Source organism: Novosphingobium sp. Sphag1I (assembly GCF_056279125.1).
Genome location: NZ_JBWBQS010000004.1, coordinates 183,384 through 205,295 on the forward strand (window position 1 = coordinate 183,384; position 21,912 = coordinate 205,295).

Genomic DNA, 21,912 nt, shown 5'->3' on the forward strand with positions numbered 1-21,912 from the left:
ATCCAACCTCAACTGAGCTAAGTTCGGCTACAACCTTGCGCGCATCAGCAAGTTTGTAGGGAACAATCGTATCTCCACGAGTGTAAAATGGATTTGTCATCGTTTGAACCTTCTCGGTGTCCTGAAAATCGTGTACGATTGAAGAACGTGAGGGTCCTGTTCTTCTTCCGTTGTGCCAGCAAATAGGAATGAGGCGTTGCGTCCGAGGCCGTCGATAGAGCATTCAGCCAACCCATTAGATGCGGCAGACCAAATGAATTCATTCCAATTCGCAGCATTCCAGAGTGCGCCGCCGCCATAGAGGATGAACGGATTGCCAACCGTCATTTCCTTCTCGCCGTCCTCGTAATCGAACAGCGCCCTAATCCCGATTTTGGTGTAAATGGGGGCAATCATTTCAACGATTATTTTGTGATATCTGTACTCTCTGGAAATATCCCCAAAGTGACAGAACGGGGTCATTACAAAATAATCAAAAGCATCTCCATCATATGTATTTCCGACATCAAGGCGATAAACAAATCCATCTTCCGCCCCGGCAAGAAGATACTCTTGTTGGTTAATGTCGGAAGATGTTGTGCAAAATACGCGCATATCTCCCGTTGAAAACGGGATAGCCTCGACATTTTTCTTTGCCATCAATACAGAAATGCCTTGGCCATCAGGCCAAAACAGTCGGTAGTGCGATTTCCGCTTGCTAACGATCGAAGAAACTGGCGCCAGACCTGATCCGATCCGATTGTTCATATAACGATCGAATGCCGATGAAATGGTACCTGCCTTGAAATCACCATATGCCTGCGATGCACTGAGGTCCCGAAGCCCGCGGTTATCGACGTAGATCGTCTTGCCAATGCGCTGTGCAGTCCAAGGGAATGCGCCAGCATCCTCGGTCAATTCGGATAGCTGGAAAGTGTCCTGATCGGTGCCCGAGAACGTGGCAATGCGCCGTTCACCAAAGATAGCGATGGCTGTGTCATTCGCCTGAATGACGTTGGTGATGTTCGTCCCAAACCCAACTTCACCAGCACCCTGAACGGCGTCATAGAGAAGTGGTTCTCCGGGCGTCGAGAACTGCACTGAGCCATGTTCCCACAGAAGAACAAGGTGGTTGGCAATTTCAGCAACGAATTTGGGCGTGTCGATAGCGGAGCTGGTAGCAATCGGGCAAAAGACCCCTCCGCAATATTCGAATGCCGGTCCAACACCATTGGTCACGTACATCGAATAGCTATCGGGCCGACTGTAGAAGTTGTGGCTGATTGCCATGTAGCGGCCACCCGGAGGCAGCATCATGGCAACATCGCCACCATTCGCGGTCGCCACATTTGAGCCGGAAACCTTGATCGCCTCCCCAGCGGTAAACGAGCCTACCTGTGCCGAAAGGATGATGTATCCCGATGCAGTGCTGCCCCAATCGCCAGCATTTTTGACCAGTCGGGCAATGGTCGCAGTTGCGCCGGATGACGCGCCGACGATGGTGTCGCCCTCACTGAATTCAGCGATCCCCAGCGTGAATGCGATCTTACGGCCCAGATTGACTTGCTGCCAACCGCCAGCGGTAGCCTTCCACATCACCCCGGCGGTTTGGCCGGCATTATCCCGCCATGCGAAAATCTCATCATCATGGATCGCCACGCCGCGCACCGGGCCAGAGCCAGGCACCTTCTGAATCAGCGATCGCCTGATATTTTGGGCCGCGCGTAACCATGCTGCGCGCAGTTCAATGGATGGCGCATAGCGCTCGGATAGGGGGTACTGCACTGTCCCGGCAGCGATGCCGCCTATCAGGAAATTCTCACCGGCAGTGAATGTGCCGGTCACGTCCACAACGGCAAATGTCCCTGCAGCATTGCCGCTTGCAAATGCACCGCTGTCGAGGACGGCTTCTGCCACAGCAGTCGCAGAAGCTCCCGACGTTGCACCTATGACGATGCTTCCACCAGAGATCGCAATCGAACCTGCCGTAAATTGAACGGCATAGAAACTGGCGGCCGACGGCGCAGGACGGCCATCGAGGCGTTCATAACCTTCGATGCGCCCATATCCTTCGACAAGCGGCTCATAGTTCATGCCATTCAGCACGGCTCCCGGCTTCATGGCAAAGGCAGGGCTATTCGTGTCAAGGCCGCCAGCAAAGAAATATGCGGAGGTGGCTTGGTTCACAGCGACACCTCTTCGGTATATTCCGAAAGCATCGCGTGCCGCATGGCGTAATAGGTGTTTGCCGAGGCGCTAACCTCGTTGGCCGATTCATCGTCATCGCCAAGCAGCATCAAGGCGCGCCAGACGATGGCCTGATGGTACTGATCATCGATGTAGGGCGTATCGGCATCAGCGGCCATGCTCTGGATCTTGCGCCGGCAGTTGCCAGTGATGGTATAGGCAAGATCCGGCGGATTGCCGATGCACAGCTTCCGGTCATCATCATAGGCAGCCATGATGGGCCGCGTCTGCGATGCAATGCCAATCCCGAATGACCTATCCCATCGGTCATAGGAGACGACGTTAAGCCGCTGCTGGTCCGCCAGCCCATAGCTGGGGTTATAGATGGTGAAGCGGGCGCGGCAGTCGCCAACGCGGAGCCAGCCTCCAAAATCCGCGATGCCCAGATCGGCAGCGCTATAGCGCATCTGCCCCACAATGAGCGATGCGCTAAAGCTTTTGACCAGAAACTTCCAATCGCCTCGCTCGCGCTGAATTAGTTCCCATGCCTGCCGTGTCCACGCCACGATCTTGAGCCAACGTCCGGTAGCAGCCGAGATGGTGCCAAGGCTTTGGCCGCCCATGGTGCCGCTCTCGCGCGCTACGTCGTTGACCAATTGAAGGAAGGTGGACACCGGCCGCGCTCCTTACGCCAGCGACACGCTGTTCATGCGAGCTTCCCATGCCTTGATTTCGGCATCGGAGGGCATGGACGTGATCTGGAACGGATAGGAGTGCTGATCGACCCATTCCTTGATGGGCAGGCCGGTCTGCGGGTTGATTTCGTCGGTATCGCGCGCGACCTGCTCGATGGCGTCGTTCAGCACGAGATAGTGACGATACGGGATTTGTACCTCGCGATCGCGCTTGAGCATGATAACATCGCCCTGGCACGCGACCTGCACGTCTTTGGCGCGCGTCGTATCGGAGGCGGCAGACATGATCTTGATGCCCACCTTCGGGTCATCCCGGAAATGCGTGGACAGTCGTTTGCCGGTGGCAGGCGCGGCAGGCGCGGCAGGCGCGACATTGGCCGCCGCATCAGCCGGTGCTTTGGGCGCTTCGACCTTGGCGCTGATTTCGGTACAATTGGGCTGCGCCTGCAAGATCTTCGCGCGCAGCGTGGAATTGTTGGAGCCCGCGCCCACATCGATGTTCAGGATCGACGAGGCATAGAAGAAAAGCTGCTTCTGGGTGGCCTCTTCCAGCGGGATTTTGACGAGTTCGGACATTGGGGGTGCCTTTCGGTTGCATTCAGGGGGTGGGATTTACGGCGCCGATGGAGCCACCCCCAGCGGGCTCAACATCGGCGCCCACGCATCAGGGCGAGAGAGGATGCGCCCTACTGCGAAGCTTGTTCCTCATTCGTGGTACCTTCGGTGGCAGCCTTTGCCAGCGCGGCAATTTGTTCGGGATGGGCATCGATGGCCTGCTCGATGACAGCCAGCGCCGTGGTGCGGTTCCGGCTGGTTTCCTCGGCAATCAGGAGGGCGCGCAGTTCCGCCAGCGATAGGCCGGGCAGTGCAGCCGTCAGATCAACGACCGTGAGGGCGGCAATACTGGCCGCCTTGGCTTTGGCCGCATCCGCTTCAATGACCACCTCATTGACCACATCGTCAGCACCATGGTTGACGATCGCCACGCACTTGATGGCCAGAGCATAGCCGCTGTGCATAAGCATCTGCGCCACGCAATCCGGCATTACGGTGTCGGTGTTCGGCTTGAGCGCGCCGCGCAGGCCGTTGAAGTTGATCGGGATAGGTGAATCGGCCAGCCCATCGGTGGACCAGTTCACGAGAACACGCTGCTCGTCGGGATACCAGCCCTCGCCAATGACCTCGGAGCAATCGATCTTGGGGAGGCTTTCGATATCGAGTTCAGCCATATCCCTGTTCCTTTGTTAGGGCATGGCGGGAAGCCAGAGCAACCCGCCATGCAGGTGCATCAGTCGGCGTTGCGGGTGGCCTTGTAGTAGAACGTCTTTCCGTTCTCGCTCAGGGCGCTGCCAATGGTGAAGCCCTTGGCCACCGAGGCGCTGCCGGCATAAGCCGAGACGCCGTTGGTGGTGATACGGGTCATGCCCGCATTGCCGGTGGTGGCGTTATCGGTGACGCTGCGCATGTAAAGCGCGTGGCCATCCGTCATGCCAGCGAACCATTCCCAGCGATCATCGCCATCGGTCGCATTGACGACTTCGACGTGATCCGGGGTGAAGCCAAGCGGGATAATGATGGCAGCGCCGGTGCCGGTGTAGCTGCCAACCTTGATCGAACCCTTCGACATGGAAAATTCCTTTGTTCCTGAGAGGGAGCCAGAGGTGGCGGTTGGGATTAACCAGCCGCCACCAGCCGGATCAGAGGGCGGTCACCGCGCATTCGAGGCGGGCCATCCACGTCTCGTTGAGACGCACGGCGTTGAACCACGCCTTCCAGCCCACATAGCCGCGCTGGCCCAGCGGATCGGACTTGTCGCGGGTATCGGGGTTGATGACGGTCGGTGTGATCGCCTGGTTGTTCTTGCCGTCGGGCCCCTTCGACGACTTGAGCGGCGTCAAGCCATAGGCATCCATGCCCAGATAGATGACCGGATACACGTCGGCATTCGTGCCGCTGGTCGACACCATGCCGTTCAGCGTGTTCGAACCGCTGTCGGCCAGCGAGGGAAGGTCGGGCGAGAGGATATAGCGCACGTCTTCCACCGAGCCGATTTCGAACTCGTTGATGGGCTGACGGGTGCCATAGGCGGCCACCGCAACGAAGCCAGCCATGCCGCGGATATCCGCTTCCAGATCGGTATGGCCCACCGCGATGTATGCGGCTTCGATCGGCCGGGTGGCGATGTTGGTCGAAGGCGCAAGGATCTTGGTGAACTTCTTGGCCTTCATAGCCTTCAGGTAGCGCGTGATAGCGCGCTGCTTGGTCAGGCTGATCGGGGTGTTCACCGAGGCGCGCGCCGCGCCGTTGGAATAGAACACCGACGTGCCGCCCTTGACGACGCCCCAGATGACCTGTTCGAAGGTGCGGCCAGAGTTTTCGCCAGCTTCCTCGGTGGCTTCCTTGAGCACCGGATCTTCGGAAACGTCATTCACCTTGTCGGTGATGACCACGACTTCACCCCACTGGAGCAACGTGACCTGCACGTCCTCGAACCGGATGTTGCGCGCGTTCGGGGTGACACCTTCCTGGAGCGGCACGGTCGCGGGGGTGAAAGGGATGCGGCGGCGGAACTTGACCGTTTCGGCCTTGTTGCGCGGGATCGGCTTGGTTTGGCCAAATGCGGCCAGAATGTTCACCGGGCGGGCGTGATCCAGCATATCCACCATCGCATAGGCGGCGGTACGCTGGCTGATATCACCATAGGTATTGACGGACATGGCAAGGCCCCTGAGTCTCGCTCAAGGGCCTTGCCCGAGAGCGAATTACCGGAACTGACCCTTGGCTGCCTGCCGCTCGCGCTGGGCGATGATGGCGTCGATTGCTCCATCAAAATCGTCGGGAACGCCCGACTGAACTGGAGCAGACGACGGCCCCATATCGCGGCCTGCTGCAAGCTGACGCTGGCGTCGTGGGTCGGCGGATGGCTGGGCGGCGCCGGGAATGGCCGGTTGAGGTTTCGGCTGGGGAGGGCTCGCCTGCACACCAATCGATGCCTTGAACTGGCTCAGCAACCACGCAGCTTCTTGACCATCCTCGACGTTGATCGCGCGCTGGGCCGCATCCCTGATGGCTTTGGGCTGCTGCTCAAGCCACTCGGGGTATCGCGCATCTTTCGCATATTGCTCCCAATCCGGGTGTGCAGTAGCGAACTTGGTGAATTCCGATGCCTGTGCCTCGATGGCCCGATCTTGGGCGACCGCTGCGACCGGGGCTTCAAGCTGGGCTATCTTGTCCGCTTGGACCTTCAAGAGCTTCATGACCGGACCGGCAATCTCGCCGTATTCCTCCTGAAACCGCTTGATGTCCTCGTCGTCTTCCAGCGATTGAGGCTGCTGTTGAGCCTGCCCGCCAGATTGCCCACCTTGCGCAGCCGGTTGGTTACCGGATTCCTTGCGCAATCTTGCCAGTTCACGATCCGCTGCGGACAAGCGACCCTGCGTTGAACTCAGGCGATGGTTCCATTGAGCGCGTTCGCGTTCGAGAGCCTCGCGGAGTTCAGGGGGGGCATTGGCCCAAATGTCAGAGGATTGTGTTTGGGCCGGGGGCTGTTGGCCCGCAACCTGGTCAACTTTGCCAGCTTCCACAGCGGCGGGGCCACCTTCGGAACCGGGCTTGCTATTGTCTGCGCCTGCGGGTTCATCAGCCGGGTCGCCGTTGTTGTCGTCCGTGACGTTGGTCAGGGACTCCCCACGGGACGCAGCGATTTCATCCATAGCCGCATCAAAGTCGTCGGTGGCGCCAGCATCGGAGTTGCCAGCGCCACCATTGGTCAGGTTTGTATCGGAATCGGAAACTTGGGTCAAGCTACCCATATGATGGTCCTTTCAGGCTGGGGGTCAGTATTCGCCAACGGCGGAAGTGGGTTTTTCGACGGGCGGCGCCAGTTGGGCGGGCAGGCTGAGAACCTGACGCCAAACGCGGATTTCAGCTTGCAGGAGCGCGATCCTGTCGGGGGTGGCGACCTCAAGCGCATCACGCAGCGCATCGATACGCTCCTTGGCGTGGCGCTCGATGCGCGGCCATGTGACGTTCACGCTCATTGCTGAGGCAGGCTCCCGCCGCTGATGTAGCCGCCAGAGCCTTTGGGCTGCTGGCCGCTGGCATAGGCGGCTTCGGCGTTCTGCTGCTCCAGCGCGGCCTCTGCGGCAAAGATGCGCTCCTTGCTGTCGGTCTTCATCTTTTCGAGGCCGAGGCTTGCCTTGATGCTCTCCATATCCACGCCATCCTTTTGGATGAGCTTGAGGATTTCCGTCTTCTGATTGACCTCTGCGATCTTCATCTGCACTTCCGCATCCTTGGCGCGGCTCTCGGCATTGATCTTGGCAACGGCCAAGGCCGCATCGGCGCGGATCTTCTCAGGCGTCTCCTGATTTTGCTGCGATTCCGCCATGCTCTTGAGGCGGCGCTCGAATTCATCCTCTTCACACAGCACCGTGTTCGGATTGATCGAGAGCGCCTGCAGCGTCATGCGCAGGATATCATAGACCTTGATGGCCGGGCCGATGACCGGGTGCGTGGTCCAGCCCTGCGCGATCATCATGAGTTGCTGGCTCTGCACCTCGCGAACCAGCAGCACCGACGTTCCGCGCGCCACGGCCTGCATGTCACCCTTGATTTCCTCGTTCGGGTTGAACTGCATGTTCCAGTCAAACGCGCGGCGGATCGTCGGCGTCGTCAGGTCATCGTCCCAATTCTTGACCACCTCGCGGAACACGACGTTGGCCGAGTTGAACAGCATGCTCATGCCGTTGGCGGTCTGGGTGACGTGCGCGCCCTGCTCGCCCTGCGCGATGGTGGGCATGGCGATCACATCATCGATGAATTTCAGGGATAGCTCGATGATGCCCGCAAGCTGGGCTTGGTTCATCGGGATGTTGTATGTGGCAAACGGAGGGCTTTCGCGCGATAGATCCTGCGCCTTCTTGTGCCAGATTTTGCGGGGTTTGAGCTTCCAGCTTCCGTCTACCGGCTCAATTTGCGTCTTGTCGATGACGACTTGTGGCCCGACGGACAAGCCCGCATTGTCCATCATCATGCGGACGGATGAGTTGAGCATGGATTGCTCGTGGCGCATGAGCCACGGCACGCCCACCGCGCCCAAGATTGTCGCCTCCGACTTCTCAAAAGGAACAACGGAGTAAAGCGTTTCACCACTGTCGAGAGGGAAATACTCTTCCAGTTTCAACAGCCTGCCTTGGCAGAAATGGCAAATAACCATCTGAGTTTCGAGAGGGTCTGCGTTATCCATGAACATCTTGGCGTCTTCTGCGCGCCCGAGACAGACCAACAGATTGACAATATCGTCAATCTCCATCGGCCCATGATATTCCCAGATTACATAGCGGTTAAGGAAGCCATTCTCTGCCTTGTCATCCAGAAGCCGAAGCTGGGACAGCCATTGGAAATCCGACGACGATGTGGTGACGGGGCCGTCGGCCAAAATCTCTTTCACCGTGCCCGGGTCCCAGCCCATCGTCTTGGCCATGCGGCGCACGCCAGATTTGCTCAGGAGAATGCGCTCGAACGTGCTTTCGCTCTCGCTGATCTCGGTGGCATCGGGATCGGGGAAGAAATGCCAGGGATTCACGCGGCGATACATCGGGCGCGGGTCGCTCTCGGTGATGAGCTTATAGACCTCGGCGCTTCCCTCGGAGCCCTGCTCCTGCGCCACCTTCTGCCAGCGGCGGCGAGGCTTCGATGAGGTGAGGGGGCCTTTCAGCACGCCGACGCCCAGCTTGCACATGTCCTCGATGACGTCGCGCGAGATGCTGGGATACCGGCTCTCGGCAAGCTGATCCTCGATTTCGGTCTGCATCCGCTGCGCGCGCCGGTCGGCCTCGGCGGTCTGCATCCGGTACTCCTTGTCGAAGTTCCGATGCTCCTGCGCGCGGTCGGCGTGCTGCTGAGCCACACCCTGTTGGGCCGCCAGTTGCTCAGGGGGCGCCCCGGCGGCAGCCATGTCGTTATGCTCATCGACGGCTTGCTGCGCCTGTGCCTCGGCCTCCTCTGCTTCGCGCACGGCCTTCTTGGCCTTGTCGGTCAGTTCGGGGACTGGTGTGCGCTCGATGCCCCAATTGCGGTCATCATTGGGGAACAGCATATCACCGAGGCGCGCGCGCCATGCGCGGGTCTTGGGCCGGGTGATGTTGATGAAAATCTTCGACCGGTCAGGATCTTCCTGCAATGCCTTGGCCGTCTCCACGTCATACTGGCCATGATACTGGCGAAGGTCCTGAACCCAGCGCTGCTCGATATGGGAGCGGCGGCGCACGCGGTTGTTTGCCTCGTCCTGCAATTCCGAAATGAAGCCAGCGGCTGCGCCCTGAATTTTCTCCCATTCGGCGCGGCGGCGATCCTCCTGATCGTCAAGCTCGGTTTCACCATTGCCATAGGAGCCGTGGACAGCAGTTTCGTATGCCATGGATCAGTAACCACCCAGCTTATCGGCAACCACGGTCGCCTGGTTTTCAAAAATGACTTTGGGACGGATGATCGCGCGCCTCAGACCGGACATGACCAGGTATCGGGTCGCATCCATGAGGTGGTCCTTCTTCTTGACCACCGCGCCTTTCTCGTCGCGCGAATAGAGCCGGTGCTCGGCAAACCAGTGGAACAGGGTCGAGAACACGCGCAGGCGCCCACTTTCCATGCGGGCCAGCACTTCCTGAATGCCCGTCTCCACGGCATTGTCGGCCAGCGAGATATCAAGCTCTTCCGCGCGGTATTGCTGGATAGTCCTGATGCCGTCGCGCTGGTTCTGGTTGTTTGCAGCCGGATCGCTCACGCCGGGAATCCACGCGCCGCGCGCCTTGATCGATGAGGCGTGGACCGGAACAGTCACCTCGCCGCGATAGTGCTCGGAATAGAGGTAGAGCGTGTCGGTCTGGTCATCGATCGCGCCCCATATGGCGGCGGTGCAGGTCCAGCCAACGTCGAGGCCAAAGCAGCGCCGCCAGTGTGCGGGGATTGCGAAGGGCTCGATCCTGATGAGGTCGGGGTCAACAGGATAGATTGCCCCGGCGCCCATGCTGGCCTCACCCTTGGATCTAGCCTTGCGCAAGTGCGGTGGGGTTGCCGCCAGCATCTTCTCGCGCGTGTCGGCGGGGATGTGAGGAACGTCCTCCCATCCTGCACTGACCACGTATTTTGATGCACTGACCGATGGCATTACTCGCCCCTGCGTTGACAGGTATCCTAATACGACACAAACCGCCTTGCGGGCAAGGATGTGTATCCGTATAGGAAATCATGCTGCGGCGAGAGCGTGGGCTTCCCAGTGGAGTTGACACGGAAGCATCTGGCCAGGGAACAAAGCGCCTGATGATTGCCTGCGATGGCATGAAACCCTCAATGGGTCGCGCGGAGTCCTCCCACCCTGGGAATAACTGAGGACCTAGACTCCACACACGCTCTCGCCGCAGCAACCATCACACCTCGGCAATAGGCTTCGTCGGCGCGATATCCATGTCGGGCATGAAGGATAGCACCACCTCGGAAAGACCAGAGAGCGGAGTGAAGGTGATGAGCATGATCCCGCGCGTGGTCATAAGGCGGATCAGCGCTTCGCCGTAAACGTCGGCGGGCGGCTCTTCGTCAAACCAGATCCAGTGCTTGGCCGTGCCCTGAAATATCTTCCGGCCCTGCTCATAGCTCTTGAGGCCGATGGTGCTCCATCGCCCGGAGATGTGCTTGACCTTCACCACGTCAGCCAGGTTATCGACGCCGCGCTTCCACGAGGCCGGGCCGATGCAATCCTTCGGGATCATCCCGGTGCCGTCGAACGTCTTCTTGCCGTCCTCGCCCCACATTACCTCACCGAACAGTTCCTTCTGGATGATGTCACGTGTCGTTTCGTTGGTGTCGCCCGCCGCCCAGCCATGGGTGGGATGGTTGAACCGCTTGCCCTCCCACCAGTCCTTGTATTGCCCGGTGGTGTGGGCTGTGACCTCGAACGCCCCGGTGACGGTCTTGCCAATGCGGTTGCCTGCCTGAAACAGGCGCTCAAGGAACTCCTTGCCCGCGCGGAAAAACTCCATGTGCTTGGGATAGAGGTGCCGCGCATAGAAGACCGGCACGTCCTTGGCGTCGGGGAAGATCGTCTCATCGGGGAAGTAGAGGTTGTAGCGGCCCACCTTCCAGCGCGCCTCATCCTCGACCTGTTGACGGAAAAGCTCGTCGACCGTCTCTGCATCGAGGCTGGCGGCAAGGAGGTCATAGTCGAGCGTGGCCGGGTCAAAACCGGGCCTTGCAATCAGTTCGGCGGCGATGGCGGCATAGTCGCCCACGGTTCAGATCAGCCTCGCGTGTTATCGGGAATGACGCGCGCCTTCCCTTCGATCACAGCAGGCGCGGCGGTGGCGCTCGCGGCCAGCGCGGCGGCGATGGCCTCGCGCAGCTTCTCCGTCACCATCGACCGCTTGATTTCCGGGGGAACATCACCGTCCACGGTCGCCACAGCCACCGCGCCGGCAAGCTCGCGCTTGTTGGTGAACAGCCCGCCTGTTTCCTTGGCGGCCTGCTCCAGCAGCTTCGACGCCAGCATGAAGTTGCGGCGCGCGAATGCCTGCTCGAACATCGTGTTCAACTGCTGAACCCGAAAGGTGGGCGAGGCGATGGGGATATCGCGCACGCTTTCCTCGAACGCGGCGCGGGCGCGGCGGTGCGTGTCAATCCAGATCGTCTTGCGGCGGGCAGCAATCTCTTCCTCGGTCAAGCCATTGAGGTTGTACTTGATCGCGACGCCCGGTTCCGGTCGAAAGCCAAACTCATCCCTGAACCCGTCAAGCACGCGCTCGGTCTGCCAGAAGCAGGCGTAATGGCACACCAGCCATTCCTTCTGCTCGTTGGTCAGCAGGCGCACGGAGGGGCGCTTGGCGACAGCCTTTGTGCTGCCGCCGCGCTTCTTCTTCGGGGTTTTGTCAGTTTTGTCGGTCACTGGTCAATCAACGCCCGCTCAAGCCGAAGCTGGAGAATGTCAGAATAGGCATCCATCGCGCTAAGCTGCGCCCGCAAAAGCGTCTTATCGACCTCGGGCAACTGTTCGAAAATGGGCGTACCGCCATGGACAAACAGGTGCAGTTTCTGGCGACGATCCACCAGTTCGGCGGATTCACCGGCCATGCGCTGCACATGCGGAGGAATTTCTTTCAGTTCGGTCATGCCACTTTCTTTCGGCGCTTGGGGGCTTTGGTGGAGAGCCGTTTGCGAAGCGCGGCGCGCTCGGCCTCCAAATCGTGCTCGATGATGCCGACGGCGAGGCGCAGCGACACCAGATCGCCGCGGGCCTTTTGCTCGCGGGCGAGGGCATTGTGGCGGGCCAGCGCGGCGCGCGCCTCTTCTCGGGTGGCGTGACGATAGGCGTGGATCTCAACGCCACTGTCGAGAAGGAGTCCGAAGCGCATCAGGCTTTTCCCCTCTCAGCTTTCCAGCGCGCCCATTCCTCGGCGTGTTTGGGGCAAAGGTCTTTGTCTGGGGCCGGTGACGTGGTGCAATGCGAGCAGATCGGCGCATCGCATGTCCCGCTCCTGCGCTTCGGCACCTTCCAGTCGCATTCCAGTGTGGCGGCGCGCCCGCAGGAGCAGCGCTTGCGCCGCCCCGATGTGCAGACAATGGCATAGCCGCCGCCTTCAAGGGGAATGTGGTGGCAGGCCATCAGCCGCGCGCCTCGGGCTTGTCGAACGGATTGACCACACGCCAACCGCATTCAGGCAAATCGTATTCAAGGCCGCAGACATAGACCGCTACACCCATGAATGTCGTGGGCCATGGGCGGCCTAGATCGTGAACGCTGCAGATCGCCGCCCGAATCTCGTGCCGCATTTCGATGCGGAGCATCTGCTCAATCTGCCAAGGAGCAAATCGGGGCGGGATAGGAAGGGGAGCGCCACCGGCAGTATCACGCAATGCCACAGCCATATGCAATTCACGCTTGGCCATCCCGACGGCGCAGGCAATCTCATTGACAACGCTCATGCCTTCCTCCTGACGCAATTCCCGCAGGCCGCATCAATCTGCGCCTGCCCAAAGATCGGCCCCGCGTTGGCAAGCTGCACCATGCGATCGACACTGGACGCGGCGGCGCCGTAGCGCTGCACCACATCGTGGAACTGCTCCACGTCATGCCCGACCAGCCGGAACATGGGCCGTCCATCACGGTCGAAGCGCGGGGCGCCGAAAGTGTCGATGTCCTGCGCGGCGTGGCAAAGCTCATGCTCGATCAGCGCGCAGAAGGCCCAATCATCGGCATAGGCCGCATAGGTCGCGCTGATCGTGATGATGAAATCGAACTCGTCGGTGCCGAACCAATGGCGCAGCAGCCAGCGGGATTGCGCGTTGTTCCACTTCTTCGACGGCGGGCCGGGCTGGCGGCACTCGCCCGCAACAATGCGGTCGCGGGAGGTTTGCTCTGCCGTGGTCCACAGCCATCCGATGCTGGCGTCGGTCAGATGCTCGTGGCGCGGGTTACAGAGCGGGCCGTTGCGCTCGATGAACATGCGCTGCACCCAAGCGCCGAGGCCATCCTGATCCGGGGCAAAGTCGTCTTCCTCGCCCAGCGTGGGCGGCGGGGCCGGGCGCGTGTTGCGGATCAGGCGGGCGAGGGGGATGACCTTACCCACAGTGCGAAACGGCTGCGCGCCGCTCCTCTGCTCGGCTACCAATGACTCGGCCAAGACCATGCGCGCCGACGGACAGCGCAAACGCGCGCGCCACCTCCGCATCGGCAAAGGCCCATGTCGCATCAGCAGACGGGACATAGACCAGCGCTGCCTCGGTGGGCGCGGCCTCGGCGCCGCTGGTGAGGAAGAAGCGGGTATCCCTCATCAGATGTTACGAACCCGCTCGATCTGCGCATTCAAGGCATTCACCGACCTTTGAATGATATCGAGCAGATCCTCCAATGCGCCAATGGTGCCTGCACGCGCAGGGTAATTGGCCTGCACCTCATCGGATGGGGGGACATTGCCATTCACGCGATCAGCAATGCCAGACAGCGTGATGGTCGCGCAGGAAAGATCGCCATTGATGTGCTTCGCGTAGTTGACCAGTTCTTCAAGCCGCGATTCCGTGAGCAGTGTGGGCGGCGTGCCCTTAGCCTTATCCGCGCCAGCCAAAGCGCCGTGGATCACAGCAGCAACAGGAACAGTCTGATAGGTCATAAATCGTCCTTTCGTTTGCATTGGTTCACTTCACTTCGATCAAACTCTCGTGCTCCCGCCGCGCCGCCTCGGCCATGGCCTCCTGCGCGACCTGGCTCTGCTCGATCATGGTCCAGAGCCATGGCGGGCAATCGTGGTCCGTCTTGCCGATGCGGATCAGCACGTCCTGAAGCTCGATGTGCTCGGGCACTTCGGGATCGGTCTGGGTGGCGCGTTGGCGGGGGACGGTATCGAACCATAGCCCGAGGTTAAATTCGCGCTCCTGACCGGCGAGGCGCACGGTGAAGGTGAAGGGGAGGCGGTGGGTCACTGGCCGCCTCCGTCGTGTTTGGCGAGGCAGGCCAGCACTTGCTTGCCCGAATCCTTGTCTTCCGCGCTCCAATTCCCAGCATCGCCGCTGTCTGCGATTTGCTTGAAATCGAACCAGACGCTGCGCAGGGCAGTCAGCGCCTCGGCCAGTTTTTCCTCCAGATCATCGGCGCGGCTCTCTTCGCGGCGGAACGCCTCGACATAGGGCGTCAGCCGCTCAATCTCAGCATGCATGTCACCAACGACCGTGGCCTGCATCGCGTCCAGCGCACAACCGGCATTCAGCAGCCATACTTCACCTTCATCGAGCCATGCCTGGTCGAAGTCGCGCTTGCGCCTCGTAACCTCCAATTCGCCGCGCAGCATGGCTTTGGCGATGTGTGCAATCTGCTGTTCGCGATCACCCATGGCCGCCTCCCGCCATCTTGGCCAAGGCATCAGCCGCAGCCTTTGCTGCCACGGCTTCGATCTCGTCGGCCATCTGGACCAGTTCCTTGCCGATGATGCGCGCCTCTTCCGAGTTGAGGGTGCGGGTAAGCTGGACCGGGCCAGACTTCAGGATCACAATGGCGCTGGCAGGCGTCTCATTGTCGCTCTCGGTTCCGCTGATAATCCACATCCCATCGGCGGGTACGGACACGCCCCGCGCCGAAAAGAACGGCGCGGGCTGAGCAGTATCGGAGTTGATGTTGGGAGTGGGATCGCTCATCGCTCAACCCTCTCCGTGCGTGCAGCCGTCGGGGCAGGAGCCCTTGGGGCGGCGGTTGACCGGGCAGGGCTCTTCGGCCTCACCCTCGACGGCGCTCTCGTCGAACTCGGTTTCCTCCATCGGACCGGACCAATCGCAGGAAGTGCATTCCACACCGCCCTCTGCCCATTCGGCAATGATCCACGCCTTGGCCGCGCGATCCCATTTCGCGTCAGCCTTGGCATAGAGGTGGTCGGCATCGCCGCACTCGGGGCAACGGCGCTCAACGTCGTGATGCGGAGCCTCGCCGCGCCGGAAACCGGTAAAGGTCAGGGTCGCGCCGTTCTCGGTATCCACGGTGGAGTCATTGGGATCTTCGATGGCCGCCTTGATATCGCGGCCCACGGTATTCCAGCACTCGGCTTCAAGATCGCCCTCGATCTTGGCAGTTGCATGGATGATGATGGGGAAGGTATGAATGGTCATGTCTCTCTCCGATTGAGACACCGACGGGTGCCGGATGACCAATCAGTATCCGATTCGGATACCATTTGCAAGTTGACGCAAGTTGATGCGCGTCATTCCTTGTCGCCACTCTCCCCGCAATCCGCCACAATCGCGCGCAGAGCAGCGAATTCCTCTGCCGTGATGCGCTGATCGTCCGGTATCGGTTTCTGATACTCTTGCCTGTGCTTCCACACCAGATGACGCGCGCGGCTCTTGCGCCAGTCGCGCATTGCCTTGTGGGCTTGGGCAGCAGCAAAGACCTCGGCAGGCGTCGGCATGAAGGTCATGGTGCGCAGCAGATCGTCAAACGCCTTGGCCAGATCGCCAATGGTGCAGTCGCGCAGGACGCGCCAGTACAGGTCGAGACGCTCCTTGGCCTCTGCGGGGCTTGCAGCGCGCTCCTTCGTGGCGAGGGAGAGGCGAGACACCATGACATCGATGCGATCCATCGTCGGGTGCTCAGGCTCAGGCCATGGGCCGTCGAGATAGGCTTGCAGGGCCTCAGCCGTCTTCAGGCCAATGATCGGACTGTCTCCCGAGGCCAGCAGCGCGCTCAGCTTGTCGCTCAAGGGTGGCTCGCACGAACGGATTGGTCGGTTCATCGGAGTGACGTTGGTGGTTTGGCTGAGGGCGTTCATTGGTCTTTGCTCCATGGGCATGGGCGAGTTGTTGGGAGATCCAGCTTACGGGCTCGATGGGGGGGCGCTCTCTGCACCGGGCGATGGCATCGATGATCGCGCCGGGGGAATAGGACTTGCACCACTTGCCGATGATGGACCTGGCACTGGCTTCGGTGCGGCCGGAAGCGAGCAGGATGGGCAGGGCGCCATCAAACACGAGCTTCTTCGGGTCGAATGCGGGCGGATTGCTGGCGGCGGGGCGTGCAGTATCCTCGTTAGAGGATACTGAATCTATGGTTCCATGGTTTATTGGTTCTTTAGTTGTCCGGTGGCTGTCCGCTCCTTGTTCGGCTGCCTGTCCGGGTGATGATTTTTCGGCGCGTTTTTTCTCGTTAATTCCGTTATTTACGCTGTCCAATACCTGTCCGGTTGCTTGTCCGGTTTTTGATCGGGTCGCGTTCGGGGGGTAATCATCACCTTCACCCTGTCCGGTGTCGCTCGAAACGTCCTGATATTTGGAATAATTACAGATGGTTATGATGGAGCGACCCTGTCCGGTTTCCCGCTCGATCATCTCTTCAGCCTGCAATCGGGCCATGAAGCGCTCTGCCGCGCTAGGGCTCATCCCCCATGCCTTGGCAAGCTGCGCGCGCGATGCGCAAAGCTGCCCTCGGTCCAGCGTGATGGTCGCGCCGCCGACACTGAATTTGGTCGGCCTCCAGCAGGCCCGCGCGATCAACCACACCCATGCGCCAAATCTTTGCGCATCGTCGCAAAACAGGTGATGCTCAATCGCCTCACGGTGCAGGGTAATGAACCCGCTCATTTCGCCTCAATCCATTCTACGATATCGAAGTCGCTGCCGATCAGCGTCCAGCGGGTGGTGGGCTGGCGCCCGGTATCGACCGGCCAGCTTTGGGCGGGCGCGCGGCCATTGCGCAGGCGCACGAAAACACGGTCGATGCGGTACGCGGCGGAATTGGCCTGCACAGCATCAAGCTCCGCGCATTCCTCGCGCGTTCTCTCGGGCTTTGAACCGATGTTGGGACGCCAGCGGGCGGTCATGGCGCTTGGGCCTCCGCGTAGGCTTGCTGGATACGCTCCACGGCGGTCTGGAAGTGCTTTGGGTTATGCTCGATGCCGGTGAACGTCTTGCCCGCGCGGATGGCGGCCACGCCAGTGGATCCGGTGCCCATGAACGGGTCGCATACCGTCTGCCCAGCCATGTTGCGCATGATCTTGTCCATGACGGGCAGCGGCTTGACCGTGGGGTGGCCGAACGTCTTGCTGGGCATCGAGGGCGCGCTGATATGCCGGTGCATATCGTGATGCTCGCCCACCGGGTGATAGCCCCGGTTCCATGCGTGGATATAGGGCTCGGTATCGGCCAGATAATGCTTGTTGCGGTGGGGCGGCGGGCTGGGCTTGATCCAGACGCACAGGGCAGCCCGGTGGAACTTCGGGCGCAGGCGCACGAACAGATCGGCCACGAGCATCGCGTCATGGTCGGCGCGCTCATCCTCGGCCAGCGCCGGGATAAGCTCGCCAAGCTGATCGTTATGGCAAAACACGACGACTGCCCCGCATTGCGCCGGGTCGATGATGGCCGGGTCAAAGCCCTTATCCAGCCCTTCGGCCACGATCTGATCGCTGGCGCCGCGCGCGGCCCGGTAGGCCCCGCCGCCGCTGTTGTCGAACAGATAGGGCGGGTCCATGCACAGGCCATCGAACCAGCCGAGGCCGGGCAGCGTGGCATAGGCATCGCCAAGGATCAGGCGGTGCGGTCCGATGTGGGTGATCTGCGGCATCACTCGCACACCGCATACTGGCTGGTGCAACGGGCGGGATCGGCGGAAAGTTCGCTATCCTCAATCGCGGCGAACAGATCGAAGTTGCGGCCGCCTCGGCTGGTACGGCTCCACTCAACCGCGCGCCGAATCGATGCGCGGATCATGCCGTGTTTATCGGGGGGCACTTTGTCGGTTGGCAGAAAGCTCGAAATGAGTTCGACCCGCTCCTGCCGCAGCAATGCCGAATAGGCGTGACGCGCAACCCCGCCGACAATGCTTTCCCATTCTTCGATCCGGTCGATCTGATCGGGAAAGCGGCGGGCTATTTCACGCAATTCAGACTTTTTGCACATGATGCAGGGCATGCAGCCCACCCGGCTCATGCCCATGGTGTAGAGAGGATTGGGTTTCAGGCCGTGGCGCCGTGCAATCGCAAAGGTATCTTCGGCGGCCCATGAATGGATGGGGCGATAGAGAATGGACGGCGCACGAACGGCGCAGTAAATCCGCTCGATCTTTGGCTTGGCAGCGCGGGCCGCGCTTTCGGCTGCACGTTCTCCGATCCATTCGACGGTAGGAATGCCATCCATTCTGATGGGATCTTTGATGGCGGCCATCGGCGCCAGTTTGAGTTCGTCCGTACAGAACCGCGTCTTGCTGCCGGGGAAGCGGCCATGCAGCATGGCCATATCCAGAAAGGGATTTCCGGTGGGCTGCATCAAGGCTATCGCGTGCGCCACCATGCTTTCCGGCAGTGCCGGAGTAATCTTGACAGGACAATCGCAGTCATCGCGCACAAGCGCCTTTTCCGCGTAAGCCAAATCCTTGCAGGCGGACAGGCAGGCCGCACTATGCTGTTTGCGGCGCAACTCCTGCACCCAATCGCGCGCCATGGCCTCGCGCCGCGCCGCGAATTTCTCGGTGAAATCCGCACGCACGGTTTCAATGGTAATGCCCAGCGCTTGACCGAGATAATCGACATGCTCGATGGTCAACGGGTGTTCGTTGCCAGTGTCTGCGAAGAGAAATCGCGGCGGATGATTGCCGCTTGAACGCTTTGAAAAGCGCTCAATGGCGAGGCACGCGGTAGCTGTGGAATCCTTGCCGCCGCTGATGCTGATGAAATGCTGTGGCTTCATCATGCCGCCGCCCTTTCCAACCGTTCACACGGTTGATTGGCTGCCACCAGCGCACGCGCCACGGGCGGGCACACGCTGTTGCCAATCGCTGAAATTTGCATGGCCTTGGGCAGCCTGCCGAACAGGCGTTGACCTTGCGGAAACCTCTTGCTGGGCTTCGTGGTGTACCAGCACTCTGGGTCCAGCACGTAATCAGGTGGGAAGCCCTGCGCATTGGCCAATTCGCGTGGCGTGAGCATGCGCAGGCCAATATCGACGATCACATAGGTGGTGGCGTCGATAGTGACGGTGACGACTGCAAACCTGGCCTTGGTTGTGATCGTGTCCAGTTCGCGGTCAACGGCCTGGATCTGCGATGCTTCGTTCTCGCCGCCAGTCCCATAGTATTTAACAAGGAAAGCGGCCGCCATCGTGGCGCGATCCATCATTTCAGGAGGCAGGGCATCGGCCTCGACCATCGTGGTTTGAACGATGCGCTGTTGGCCCCCGGTTGTGGTGACGGTTGACAACGGCTTGCCGGCGGATCGACCGGCAGAGCGCTTGTTGCGAGGGCCGCCATTGGCCTGTTCCATGTGGGCCGCCACGACAGCATGGTGCAGACCCCCAGCACGCACAGTGCCCAATGGTTCGCCTGGCTTACCGCCCCCGCCGATCTTGTCGCTGCCATAGAAGTGCGAGAGGAAAGCCGTCACGGCGGCATGCTTCCCACCACCTGCCGTGATAGTGGTCAAAGGCTTCCCTAGGGAGGGCACCCTAGGCTCTTCGCCGGGCCGCCGCTCTCCATGCCCCAGCATAGCAAGCGATGCAGCTACGATCCCATTGGTGTCTTTCCTCGATGCCGCAATGGTGTGATGCGGCTCTTGGACGGAGCGATTGCGGCCGCCATGCTGGCCATAGGTGATGAATGGAACGATCTTGCCATCACGGCTGACGATGAACGGCTGTGCGGCATTAACGACATAGCGCATCACGCCATGCGCAATGCGGCGGTTTGTCGCCTCGGCCAATTCATTGCTACGGTCAAAGATGGAAGGACAGGGAATCGACCAATCGATGCATTCAGCGGCCGTTCGATACGGTTGCAGCTTCCCCGAACGAACGCCCGCGGAATCGGGTGTGCCATGCGTCGGCTTGGGCTTCACGATGGGCAGGCCATCATTGCGCATGACCATGTACAGGCGCTTACGGCTGGTGGGCGCGCCATAATCGCAGGCCTTCAGCACCCACCACTGGACGCGATAGCCAAGCCCACGAATGGCACGGACAAAGCGTTTGAACTCGCGCCCCTCCTGCCCCTTGATCGGCTTGCCATCCTTATCCAGCGGCGCGGCATATTCAAATTCCTCTACGTTCTCCAAATAGCCGCATGTGGGGCGCACCTCTTTCAGCCAATGGACAACCTCCCAGCAAAGCGCGCGAATGCTGCGATCTTTGACCGGCGCCCCTTTTGCCTTACTGAATTCTTTGCAGTCGGGGCTGAACCATGCGCCGGATACCGGCTGCATCTTGGTAGCAGCCAGCGGCCACAGCGCCTTGATATCTTGGCAATAGTGTGTGGAGGCTGGATGATTTGCCTTGTGGATCGCAATAGCGGTCGGGCTGTGATTGACCGCGATATCCACGGATCGGCCAATGGCCTGCTCAATGCCGGTGCTGGCCCCGCCGCCCCCGGCGAAGCCATCAATAAAGAGGCCATCAACATGGATAGGGGTAAAGGCGAGGGCGCCTCCGATCATGAAATGCTGGGGCTTCATGCCTGCGCCCCTTCGCTGCAGGCAGCCTGCGCATTCTTACGCCGCCGCCCGACGGGATGCGAAACACCGTGATCGCGGGCAACCTTGCGCGCCCAATCGACCGTGACGCCAAAATATGCTGCAACCTGCTCAACCGGGCGGCCTGTGCGCATCATGGCTGCCATCCGGCGCTGACGTTCCGCGCGATCATTGCGCGTCAGAAAAGGAACAGTGGTCATTGAAGAACACCTTTCTCGCGCAGGATGGCCATGCCTTCCGCGCTGGATCGAATGATGTAGAAGGGGACATGGTGAAGCTCGCACCACGCGCGAAAGTCGCGCTGGGCATCGGTCAGGCGACCGACCTTGCTCTTGAATTCCATGACGCAGCAGCCACCGTCCCACTGGAACAGGTAATCGCTGGCGCCCTTGATGAGGCCCAGCGCGCGCGCGATGGCGATAGGCAGCGGGACGCTGACGCGGCCACGGCTATCCTTCTTCACCAGCCCGCCAAGTTCGTTCGGGACGTGGCACCACACAGCGCGCAGCCGCCCCTCAAGCGTTGCAACGCGCAAGTCCTGGGCAAATTCATAGGCGGCGGTATCTTCGGGGCCCAGCTTCACAGAGCGCGAAAGCGAGGCGTGATTCATCAGCCGCACAAGGAAGACGTGGGCGCCGGTCATTTCGCGCCGATCAGGGGGAGGCCGATACCATCAATGATGCGAGCGGGTCGCTCGCGCCAGATCGCGACATAATGGGTTTTGTGGCGATGGGAGCGATCCTGAACCAGATCGATCATGCCCGCGTTGTAAAGCTGGCGCACGCGGTTGATGATATAGATCATCTGGCGTGAAGCGGTTTTCAGCGCAACATCCAAGCCTTGATAGTCCATGGCGTTATTGGCTGAATAATAAACGATCTGCGATCCGACGCAGGCGTTGGCAATAAAGGCTTCCAGCGCTTCTCTTGAGCAAAGGGCCATGGCGCATCATCCGATTAAGAGGATGCAGCGGTGGGGTGCGGTATTCGGTGGCAATGAGTGGCCTGCGCCCTCGTCGGGACCTGCCGTTTACGCGGAGGTCTTACGGCGGCATCTCACCACCAGCCTCA

General features: G+C 60.5%; 31 protein-coding genes. All 31 read right to left on the reverse strand.

What is annotated here, in order from left to right; translation table 11 throughout:
* Nucleotides 1–96: 96 nt before the first annotated feature.
* Nucleotides 97–2,166: a hypothetical protein gene (locus ACZ9HU_RS05955; protein WP_476103406.1), complete on the reverse strand. Its 2,070-nt coding sequence runs from the start codon at nt 2,164–2,166 to the stop codon at nt 97–99.
* Nucleotides 2,163–2,840, reverse strand: coding sequence for a phage adaptor protein (locus tag ACZ9HU_RS05960; protein WP_476103408.1), 678 nt, complete (start codon nt 2,838–2,840; stop codon nt 2,163–2,165). The genes ACZ9HU_RS05955 and ACZ9HU_RS05960 overlap by 4 nt, the downstream gene beginning before the upstream one ends.
* Before the next feature lie 12 nt (nt 2,841–2,852).
* Nucleotides 2,853–3,437 carry a hypothetical protein gene (locus tag ACZ9HU_RS05965; protein WP_476103410.1) on the reverse strand — a complete coding sequence of 195 codons (585 nt, stop codon included), beginning with the start codon at nt 3,435–3,437 and terminating at the stop codon, nt 2,853–2,855.
* Nucleotides 3,438–3,547: 110 nt separating this feature from the next.
* Nucleotides 3,548–4,090, reverse strand: a complete 543-nt coding sequence (locus ACZ9HU_RS05970) for a hypothetical protein (protein WP_476103413.1) — start codon at nt 4,088–4,090, stop codon at nt 3,548–3,550.
* Nucleotides 4,091–4,149: 59 nt separating this feature from the next.
* Nucleotides 4,150–4,488: a hypothetical protein gene (locus tag ACZ9HU_RS05975; protein ID WP_476103415.1), complete on the reverse strand. Its 339-nt coding sequence runs from the start codon at nt 4,486–4,488 to the stop codon at nt 4,150–4,152.
* 70 nt (nt 4,489–4,558) lie between these two features.
* Nucleotides 4,559–5,578 carry a N4-gp56 family major capsid protein gene (locus ACZ9HU_RS05980; protein WP_476103417.1) on the reverse strand — a complete coding sequence of 340 codons (1,020 nt, stop codon included), beginning with the start codon at nt 5,576–5,578 and terminating at the stop codon, nt 4,559–4,561.
* 45 nt (nt 5,579–5,623) lie between these two features.
* Nucleotides 5,624–6,673, reverse strand: coding sequence for a hypothetical protein (locus ACZ9HU_RS05985; protein WP_476103419.1), 1,050 nt, complete (start codon nt 6,671–6,673; stop codon nt 5,624–5,626).
* Nucleotides 6,674–6,697: 24 nt separating this feature from the next.
* A complete protein-coding gene (locus ACZ9HU_RS05990; protein WP_476103421.1) occupies nt 6,698–6,901 on the reverse strand; it encodes a hypothetical protein in 204 nt (67 codons plus the stop codon).
* Nucleotides 6,898–9,282 carry a hypothetical protein gene (locus ACZ9HU_RS05995; RefSeq protein ID WP_476103423.1) on the reverse strand — a complete coding sequence of 795 codons (2,385 nt, stop codon included), beginning with the start codon at nt 9,280–9,282 and terminating at the stop codon, nt 6,898–6,900. The genes ACZ9HU_RS05990 and ACZ9HU_RS05995 overlap by 4 nt, the downstream gene beginning before the upstream one ends.
* 3 nt (nt 9,283–9,285) lie before the next feature.
* Nucleotides 9,286–10,029, reverse strand: a complete 744-nt coding sequence (locus ACZ9HU_RS06000; RefSeq protein WP_476103425.1) for a phage terminase large subunit family protein — start codon at nt 10,027–10,029, stop codon at nt 9,286–9,288.
* A gap of 259 nt (nt 10,030–10,288) precedes the next feature.
* Nucleotides 10,289–11,146, reverse strand: coding sequence for a terminase large subunit domain-containing protein (locus tag ACZ9HU_RS06005; protein ID WP_476103427.1), 858 nt, complete (start codon nt 11,144–11,146; stop codon nt 10,289–10,291).
* A gap of 8 nt (nt 11,147–11,154) precedes the next feature.
* Nucleotides 11,155–11,796, reverse strand: coding sequence for a DUF2280 domain-containing protein (locus tag ACZ9HU_RS06010; protein ID WP_476103429.1), 642 nt, complete (start codon nt 11,794–11,796; stop codon nt 11,155–11,157).
* Entirely contained in the window at nt 11,793–12,020 is a 228-nt protein-coding gene (locus tag ACZ9HU_RS06015) for a crAss001_48 related protein (protein WP_476103431.1), read from the reverse strand. The genes ACZ9HU_RS06010 and ACZ9HU_RS06015 overlap by 4 nt, the downstream gene beginning before the upstream one ends.
* Nucleotides 12,017–12,262: a hypothetical protein gene (locus tag ACZ9HU_RS06020; RefSeq protein WP_476103433.1), complete on the reverse strand. Its 246-nt coding sequence runs from the start codon at nt 12,260–12,262 to the stop codon at nt 12,017–12,019. Before ACZ9HU_RS06020 ends, ACZ9HU_RS06015 begins: the two co-directional genes overlap by 4 nt.
* 250 nt (nt 12,263–12,512) lie before the next feature.
* Nucleotides 12,513–12,833, reverse strand: a complete 321-nt coding sequence (locus ACZ9HU_RS06025) for a hypothetical protein (protein ID WP_476103434.1) — start codon at nt 12,831–12,833, stop codon at nt 12,513–12,515.
* A complete protein-coding gene (locus ACZ9HU_RS06030) occupies nt 12,830–13,477 on the reverse strand; it encodes a putative metallopeptidase (RefSeq protein WP_476103437.1) in 648 nt (215 codons plus the stop codon). The genes ACZ9HU_RS06025 and ACZ9HU_RS06030 overlap by 4 nt, the downstream gene beginning before the upstream one ends.
* Nucleotides 13,470–13,682 carry a hypothetical protein gene (locus ACZ9HU_RS06035; protein WP_476103438.1) on the reverse strand — a complete coding sequence of 71 codons (213 nt, stop codon included), beginning with the start codon at nt 13,680–13,682 and terminating at the stop codon, nt 13,470–13,472. Before ACZ9HU_RS06035 ends, ACZ9HU_RS06030 begins: the two co-directional genes overlap by 8 nt.
* Entirely contained in the window at nt 13,682–14,017 is a 336-nt protein-coding gene (locus ACZ9HU_RS06040) for a hypothetical protein (RefSeq protein WP_476103440.1), read from the reverse strand. Before ACZ9HU_RS06040 ends, ACZ9HU_RS06035 begins: the two co-directional genes overlap by 1 nt.
* Nucleotides 14,018–14,042: 25 nt before the next feature.
* Nucleotides 14,043–14,327: a hypothetical protein gene (locus tag ACZ9HU_RS06045; RefSeq protein ID WP_476103441.1), complete on the reverse strand. Its 285-nt coding sequence runs from the start codon at nt 14,325–14,327 to the stop codon at nt 14,043–14,045.
* On the reverse strand, nt 14,324–14,734 hold the full coding sequence (locus ACZ9HU_RS06050; protein WP_476103443.1) for a hypothetical protein: 411 nt from the start codon (nt 14,732–14,734) through the stop codon (nt 14,324–14,326). Before ACZ9HU_RS06050 ends, ACZ9HU_RS06045 begins: the two co-directional genes overlap by 4 nt.
* Nucleotides 14,727–15,035, reverse strand: coding sequence for a hypothetical protein (locus ACZ9HU_RS06055; RefSeq protein ID WP_476103445.1), 309 nt, complete (start codon nt 15,033–15,035; stop codon nt 14,727–14,729). Before ACZ9HU_RS06055 ends, ACZ9HU_RS06050 begins: the two co-directional genes overlap by 8 nt.
* Nucleotides 15,036–15,038: 3 nt before the next feature.
* Nucleotides 15,039–15,500, reverse strand: coding sequence for a hypothetical protein (locus tag ACZ9HU_RS06060; protein WP_476103447.1), 462 nt, complete (start codon nt 15,498–15,500; stop codon nt 15,039–15,041).
* 92 nt (nt 15,501–15,592) lie between these two features.
* Nucleotides 15,593–15,970, reverse strand: coding sequence for a hypothetical protein (locus ACZ9HU_RS06065; protein WP_476103449.1), 378 nt, complete (start codon nt 15,968–15,970; stop codon nt 15,593–15,595).
* A gap of 52 nt (nt 15,971–16,022) precedes the next feature.
* Nucleotides 16,023–16,967, reverse strand: coding sequence for a hypothetical protein (locus tag ACZ9HU_RS06070; protein ID WP_476103451.1), 945 nt, complete (start codon nt 16,965–16,967; stop codon nt 16,023–16,025).
* Nucleotides 16,964–17,206, reverse strand: a complete 243-nt coding sequence (locus ACZ9HU_RS06075) for a hypothetical protein (protein WP_476103453.1) — start codon at nt 17,204–17,206, stop codon at nt 16,964–16,966. The genes ACZ9HU_RS06070 and ACZ9HU_RS06075 overlap by 4 nt, the downstream gene beginning before the upstream one ends.
* Complete coding sequence (locus ACZ9HU_RS06080) at nt 17,203–17,949, reverse strand: DNA methyltransferase (protein WP_476103455.1); 747 nt, start codon at nt 17,947–17,949, stop codon at nt 17,203–17,205. The genes ACZ9HU_RS06075 and ACZ9HU_RS06080 overlap by 4 nt, the downstream gene beginning before the upstream one ends.
* Nucleotides 17,949–19,073, reverse strand: a complete 1,125-nt coding sequence (locus tag ACZ9HU_RS06085) for a phosphoadenosine phosphosulfate reductase domain-containing protein (RefSeq protein ID WP_476103457.1) — start codon at nt 19,071–19,073, stop codon at nt 17,949–17,951. The genes ACZ9HU_RS06080 and ACZ9HU_RS06085 overlap by 1 nt, the downstream gene beginning before the upstream one ends.
* A complete protein-coding gene (locus tag ACZ9HU_RS06090) occupies nt 19,070–20,824 on the reverse strand; it encodes a DNA cytosine methyltransferase (RefSeq protein ID WP_476103460.1) in 1,755 nt (584 codons plus the stop codon). Before ACZ9HU_RS06090 ends, ACZ9HU_RS06085 begins: the two co-directional genes overlap by 4 nt.
* On the reverse strand, nt 20,821–21,042 hold the full coding sequence (locus ACZ9HU_RS06095) for a hypothetical protein (protein WP_476103461.1): 222 nt from the start codon (nt 21,040–21,042) through the stop codon (nt 20,821–20,823). The genes ACZ9HU_RS06090 and ACZ9HU_RS06095 overlap by 4 nt, the downstream gene beginning before the upstream one ends.
* Nucleotides 21,039–21,485 carry a hypothetical protein gene (locus tag ACZ9HU_RS06100; RefSeq protein WP_476103463.1) on the reverse strand — a complete coding sequence of 149 codons (447 nt, stop codon included), beginning with the start codon at nt 21,483–21,485 and terminating at the stop codon, nt 21,039–21,041. Before ACZ9HU_RS06100 ends, ACZ9HU_RS06095 begins: the two co-directional genes overlap by 4 nt.
* A complete protein-coding gene (locus ACZ9HU_RS06105; protein ID WP_476103466.1) occupies nt 21,482–21,784 on the reverse strand; it encodes a hypothetical protein in 303 nt (100 codons plus the stop codon). The genes ACZ9HU_RS06100 and ACZ9HU_RS06105 overlap by 4 nt, the downstream gene beginning before the upstream one ends.
* Between the last annotated feature and the right edge of the window lie 128 nt (nt 21,785–21,912).

Excerpts from the sequence above, each read along its gene's own strand:
- ACZ9HU_RS05965 (WP_476103410.1), bottom strand. The coding sequence starts at position 3,437 with ATGTCCGAACTCGTCAAAATCCCGCTGGAAGAGGCCACCCAGAAGCAG.
- ACZ9HU_RS05970 (WP_476103413.1), bottom strand. The coding sequence starts at position 4,090 with ATGGCTGAACTCGATATCGAAAGCCTCCCCAAGATCGATTGCTCCGAG.
- ACZ9HU_RS05975 (WP_476103415.1), bottom strand. The coding sequence starts at position 4,488 with ATGTCGAAGGGTTCGATCAAGGTTGGCAGCTACACCGGCACCGGCGCT.
- ACZ9HU_RS05980 (WP_476103417.1), bottom strand. The coding sequence starts at position 5,578 with ATGTCCGTCAATACCTATGGTGATATCAGCCAGCGTACCGCCGCCTAT.
- ACZ9HU_RS05985 (WP_476103419.1), bottom strand. The coding sequence starts at position 6,673 with ATGGGTAGCTTGACCCAAGTTTCCGATTCCGATACAAACCTGACCAAT.
- ACZ9HU_RS05990 (WP_476103421.1), bottom strand. The coding sequence starts at position 6,901 with ATGAGCGTGAACGTCACATGGCCGCGCATCGAGCGCCACGCCAAGGAG.
- ACZ9HU_RS05995 (WP_476103423.1), bottom strand. The coding sequence starts at position 9,282 with ATGGCATACGAAACTGCTGTCCACGGCTCCTATGGCAATGGTGAAACC.
- ACZ9HU_RS06000 (WP_476103425.1), bottom strand. The coding sequence starts at position 10,029 with ATGCCATCGGTCAGTGCATCAAAATACGTGGTCAGTGCAGGATGGGAG.
- ACZ9HU_RS06015 (WP_476103431.1), bottom strand. The coding sequence starts at position 12,020 with ATGACCGAACTGAAAGAAATTCCTCCGCATGTGCAGCGCATGGCCGGT.
- ACZ9HU_RS06020 (WP_476103433.1), bottom strand. The coding sequence starts at position 12,262 with ATGCGCTTCGGACTCCTTCTCGACAGTGGCGTTGAGATCCACGCCTAT.
- ACZ9HU_RS06025 (WP_476103434.1), bottom strand. The coding sequence starts at position 12,833 with ATGAGCGTTGTCAATGAGATTGCCTGCGCCGTCGGGATGGCCAAGCGT.
- ACZ9HU_RS06035 (WP_476103438.1), bottom strand. The coding sequence starts at position 13,682 with ATGAGGGATACCCGCTTCTTCCTCACCAGCGGCGCCGAGGCCGCGCCC.
- ACZ9HU_RS06040 (WP_476103440.1), bottom strand. The coding sequence starts at position 14,017 with ATGACCTATCAGACTGTTCCTGTTGCTGCTGTGATCCACGGCGCTTTG.
- ACZ9HU_RS06050 (WP_476103443.1), bottom strand. The coding sequence starts at position 14,734 with ATGGGTGATCGCGAACAGCAGATTGCACACATCGCCAAAGCCATGCTG.
- ACZ9HU_RS06055 (WP_476103445.1), bottom strand. The coding sequence starts at position 15,035 with ATGAGCGATCCCACTCCCAACATCAACTCCGATACTGCTCAGCCCGCG.
- ACZ9HU_RS06060 (WP_476103447.1), bottom strand. The coding sequence starts at position 15,500 with ATGACCATTCATACCTTCCCCATCATCATCCATGCAACTGCCAAGATC.
- ACZ9HU_RS06065 (WP_476103449.1), bottom strand. The coding sequence starts at position 15,970 with ATGGATCGCATCGATGTCATGGTGTCTCGCCTCTCCCTCGCCACGAAG.
- ACZ9HU_RS06070 (WP_476103451.1), bottom strand. The coding sequence starts at position 16,967 with ATGAGCGGGTTCATTACCCTGCACCGTGAGGCGATTGAGCATCACCTG.
- ACZ9HU_RS06075 (WP_476103453.1), bottom strand. The coding sequence starts at position 17,206 with ATGACCGCCCGCTGGCGTCCCAACATCGGTTCAAAGCCCGAGAGAACG.
- ACZ9HU_RS06080 (WP_476103455.1), bottom strand. The coding sequence starts at position 17,949 with ATGCCGCAGATCACCCACATCGGACCGCACCGCCTGATCCTTGGCGAT.
- ACZ9HU_RS06085 (WP_476103457.1), bottom strand. The coding sequence starts at position 19,073 with ATGATGAAGCCACAGCATTTCATCAGCATCAGCGGCGGCAAGGATTCC.
- ACZ9HU_RS06090 (WP_476103460.1), bottom strand. The coding sequence starts at position 20,824 with ATGAAGCCCCAGCATTTCATGATCGGAGGCGCCCTCGCCTTTACCCCT.
- ACZ9HU_RS06095 (WP_476103461.1), bottom strand. The coding sequence starts at position 21,042 with ATGACCACTGTTCCTTTTCTGACGCGCAATGATCGCGCGGAACGTCAG.
- ACZ9HU_RS06100 (WP_476103463.1), bottom strand. The coding sequence starts at position 21,485 with ATGACCGGCGCCCACGTCTTCCTTGTGCGGCTGATGAATCACGCCTCG.
- ACZ9HU_RS06105 (WP_476103466.1), bottom strand. The coding sequence starts at position 21,784 with ATGGCCCTTTGCTCAAGAGAAGCGCTGGAAGCCTTTATTGCCAACGCC.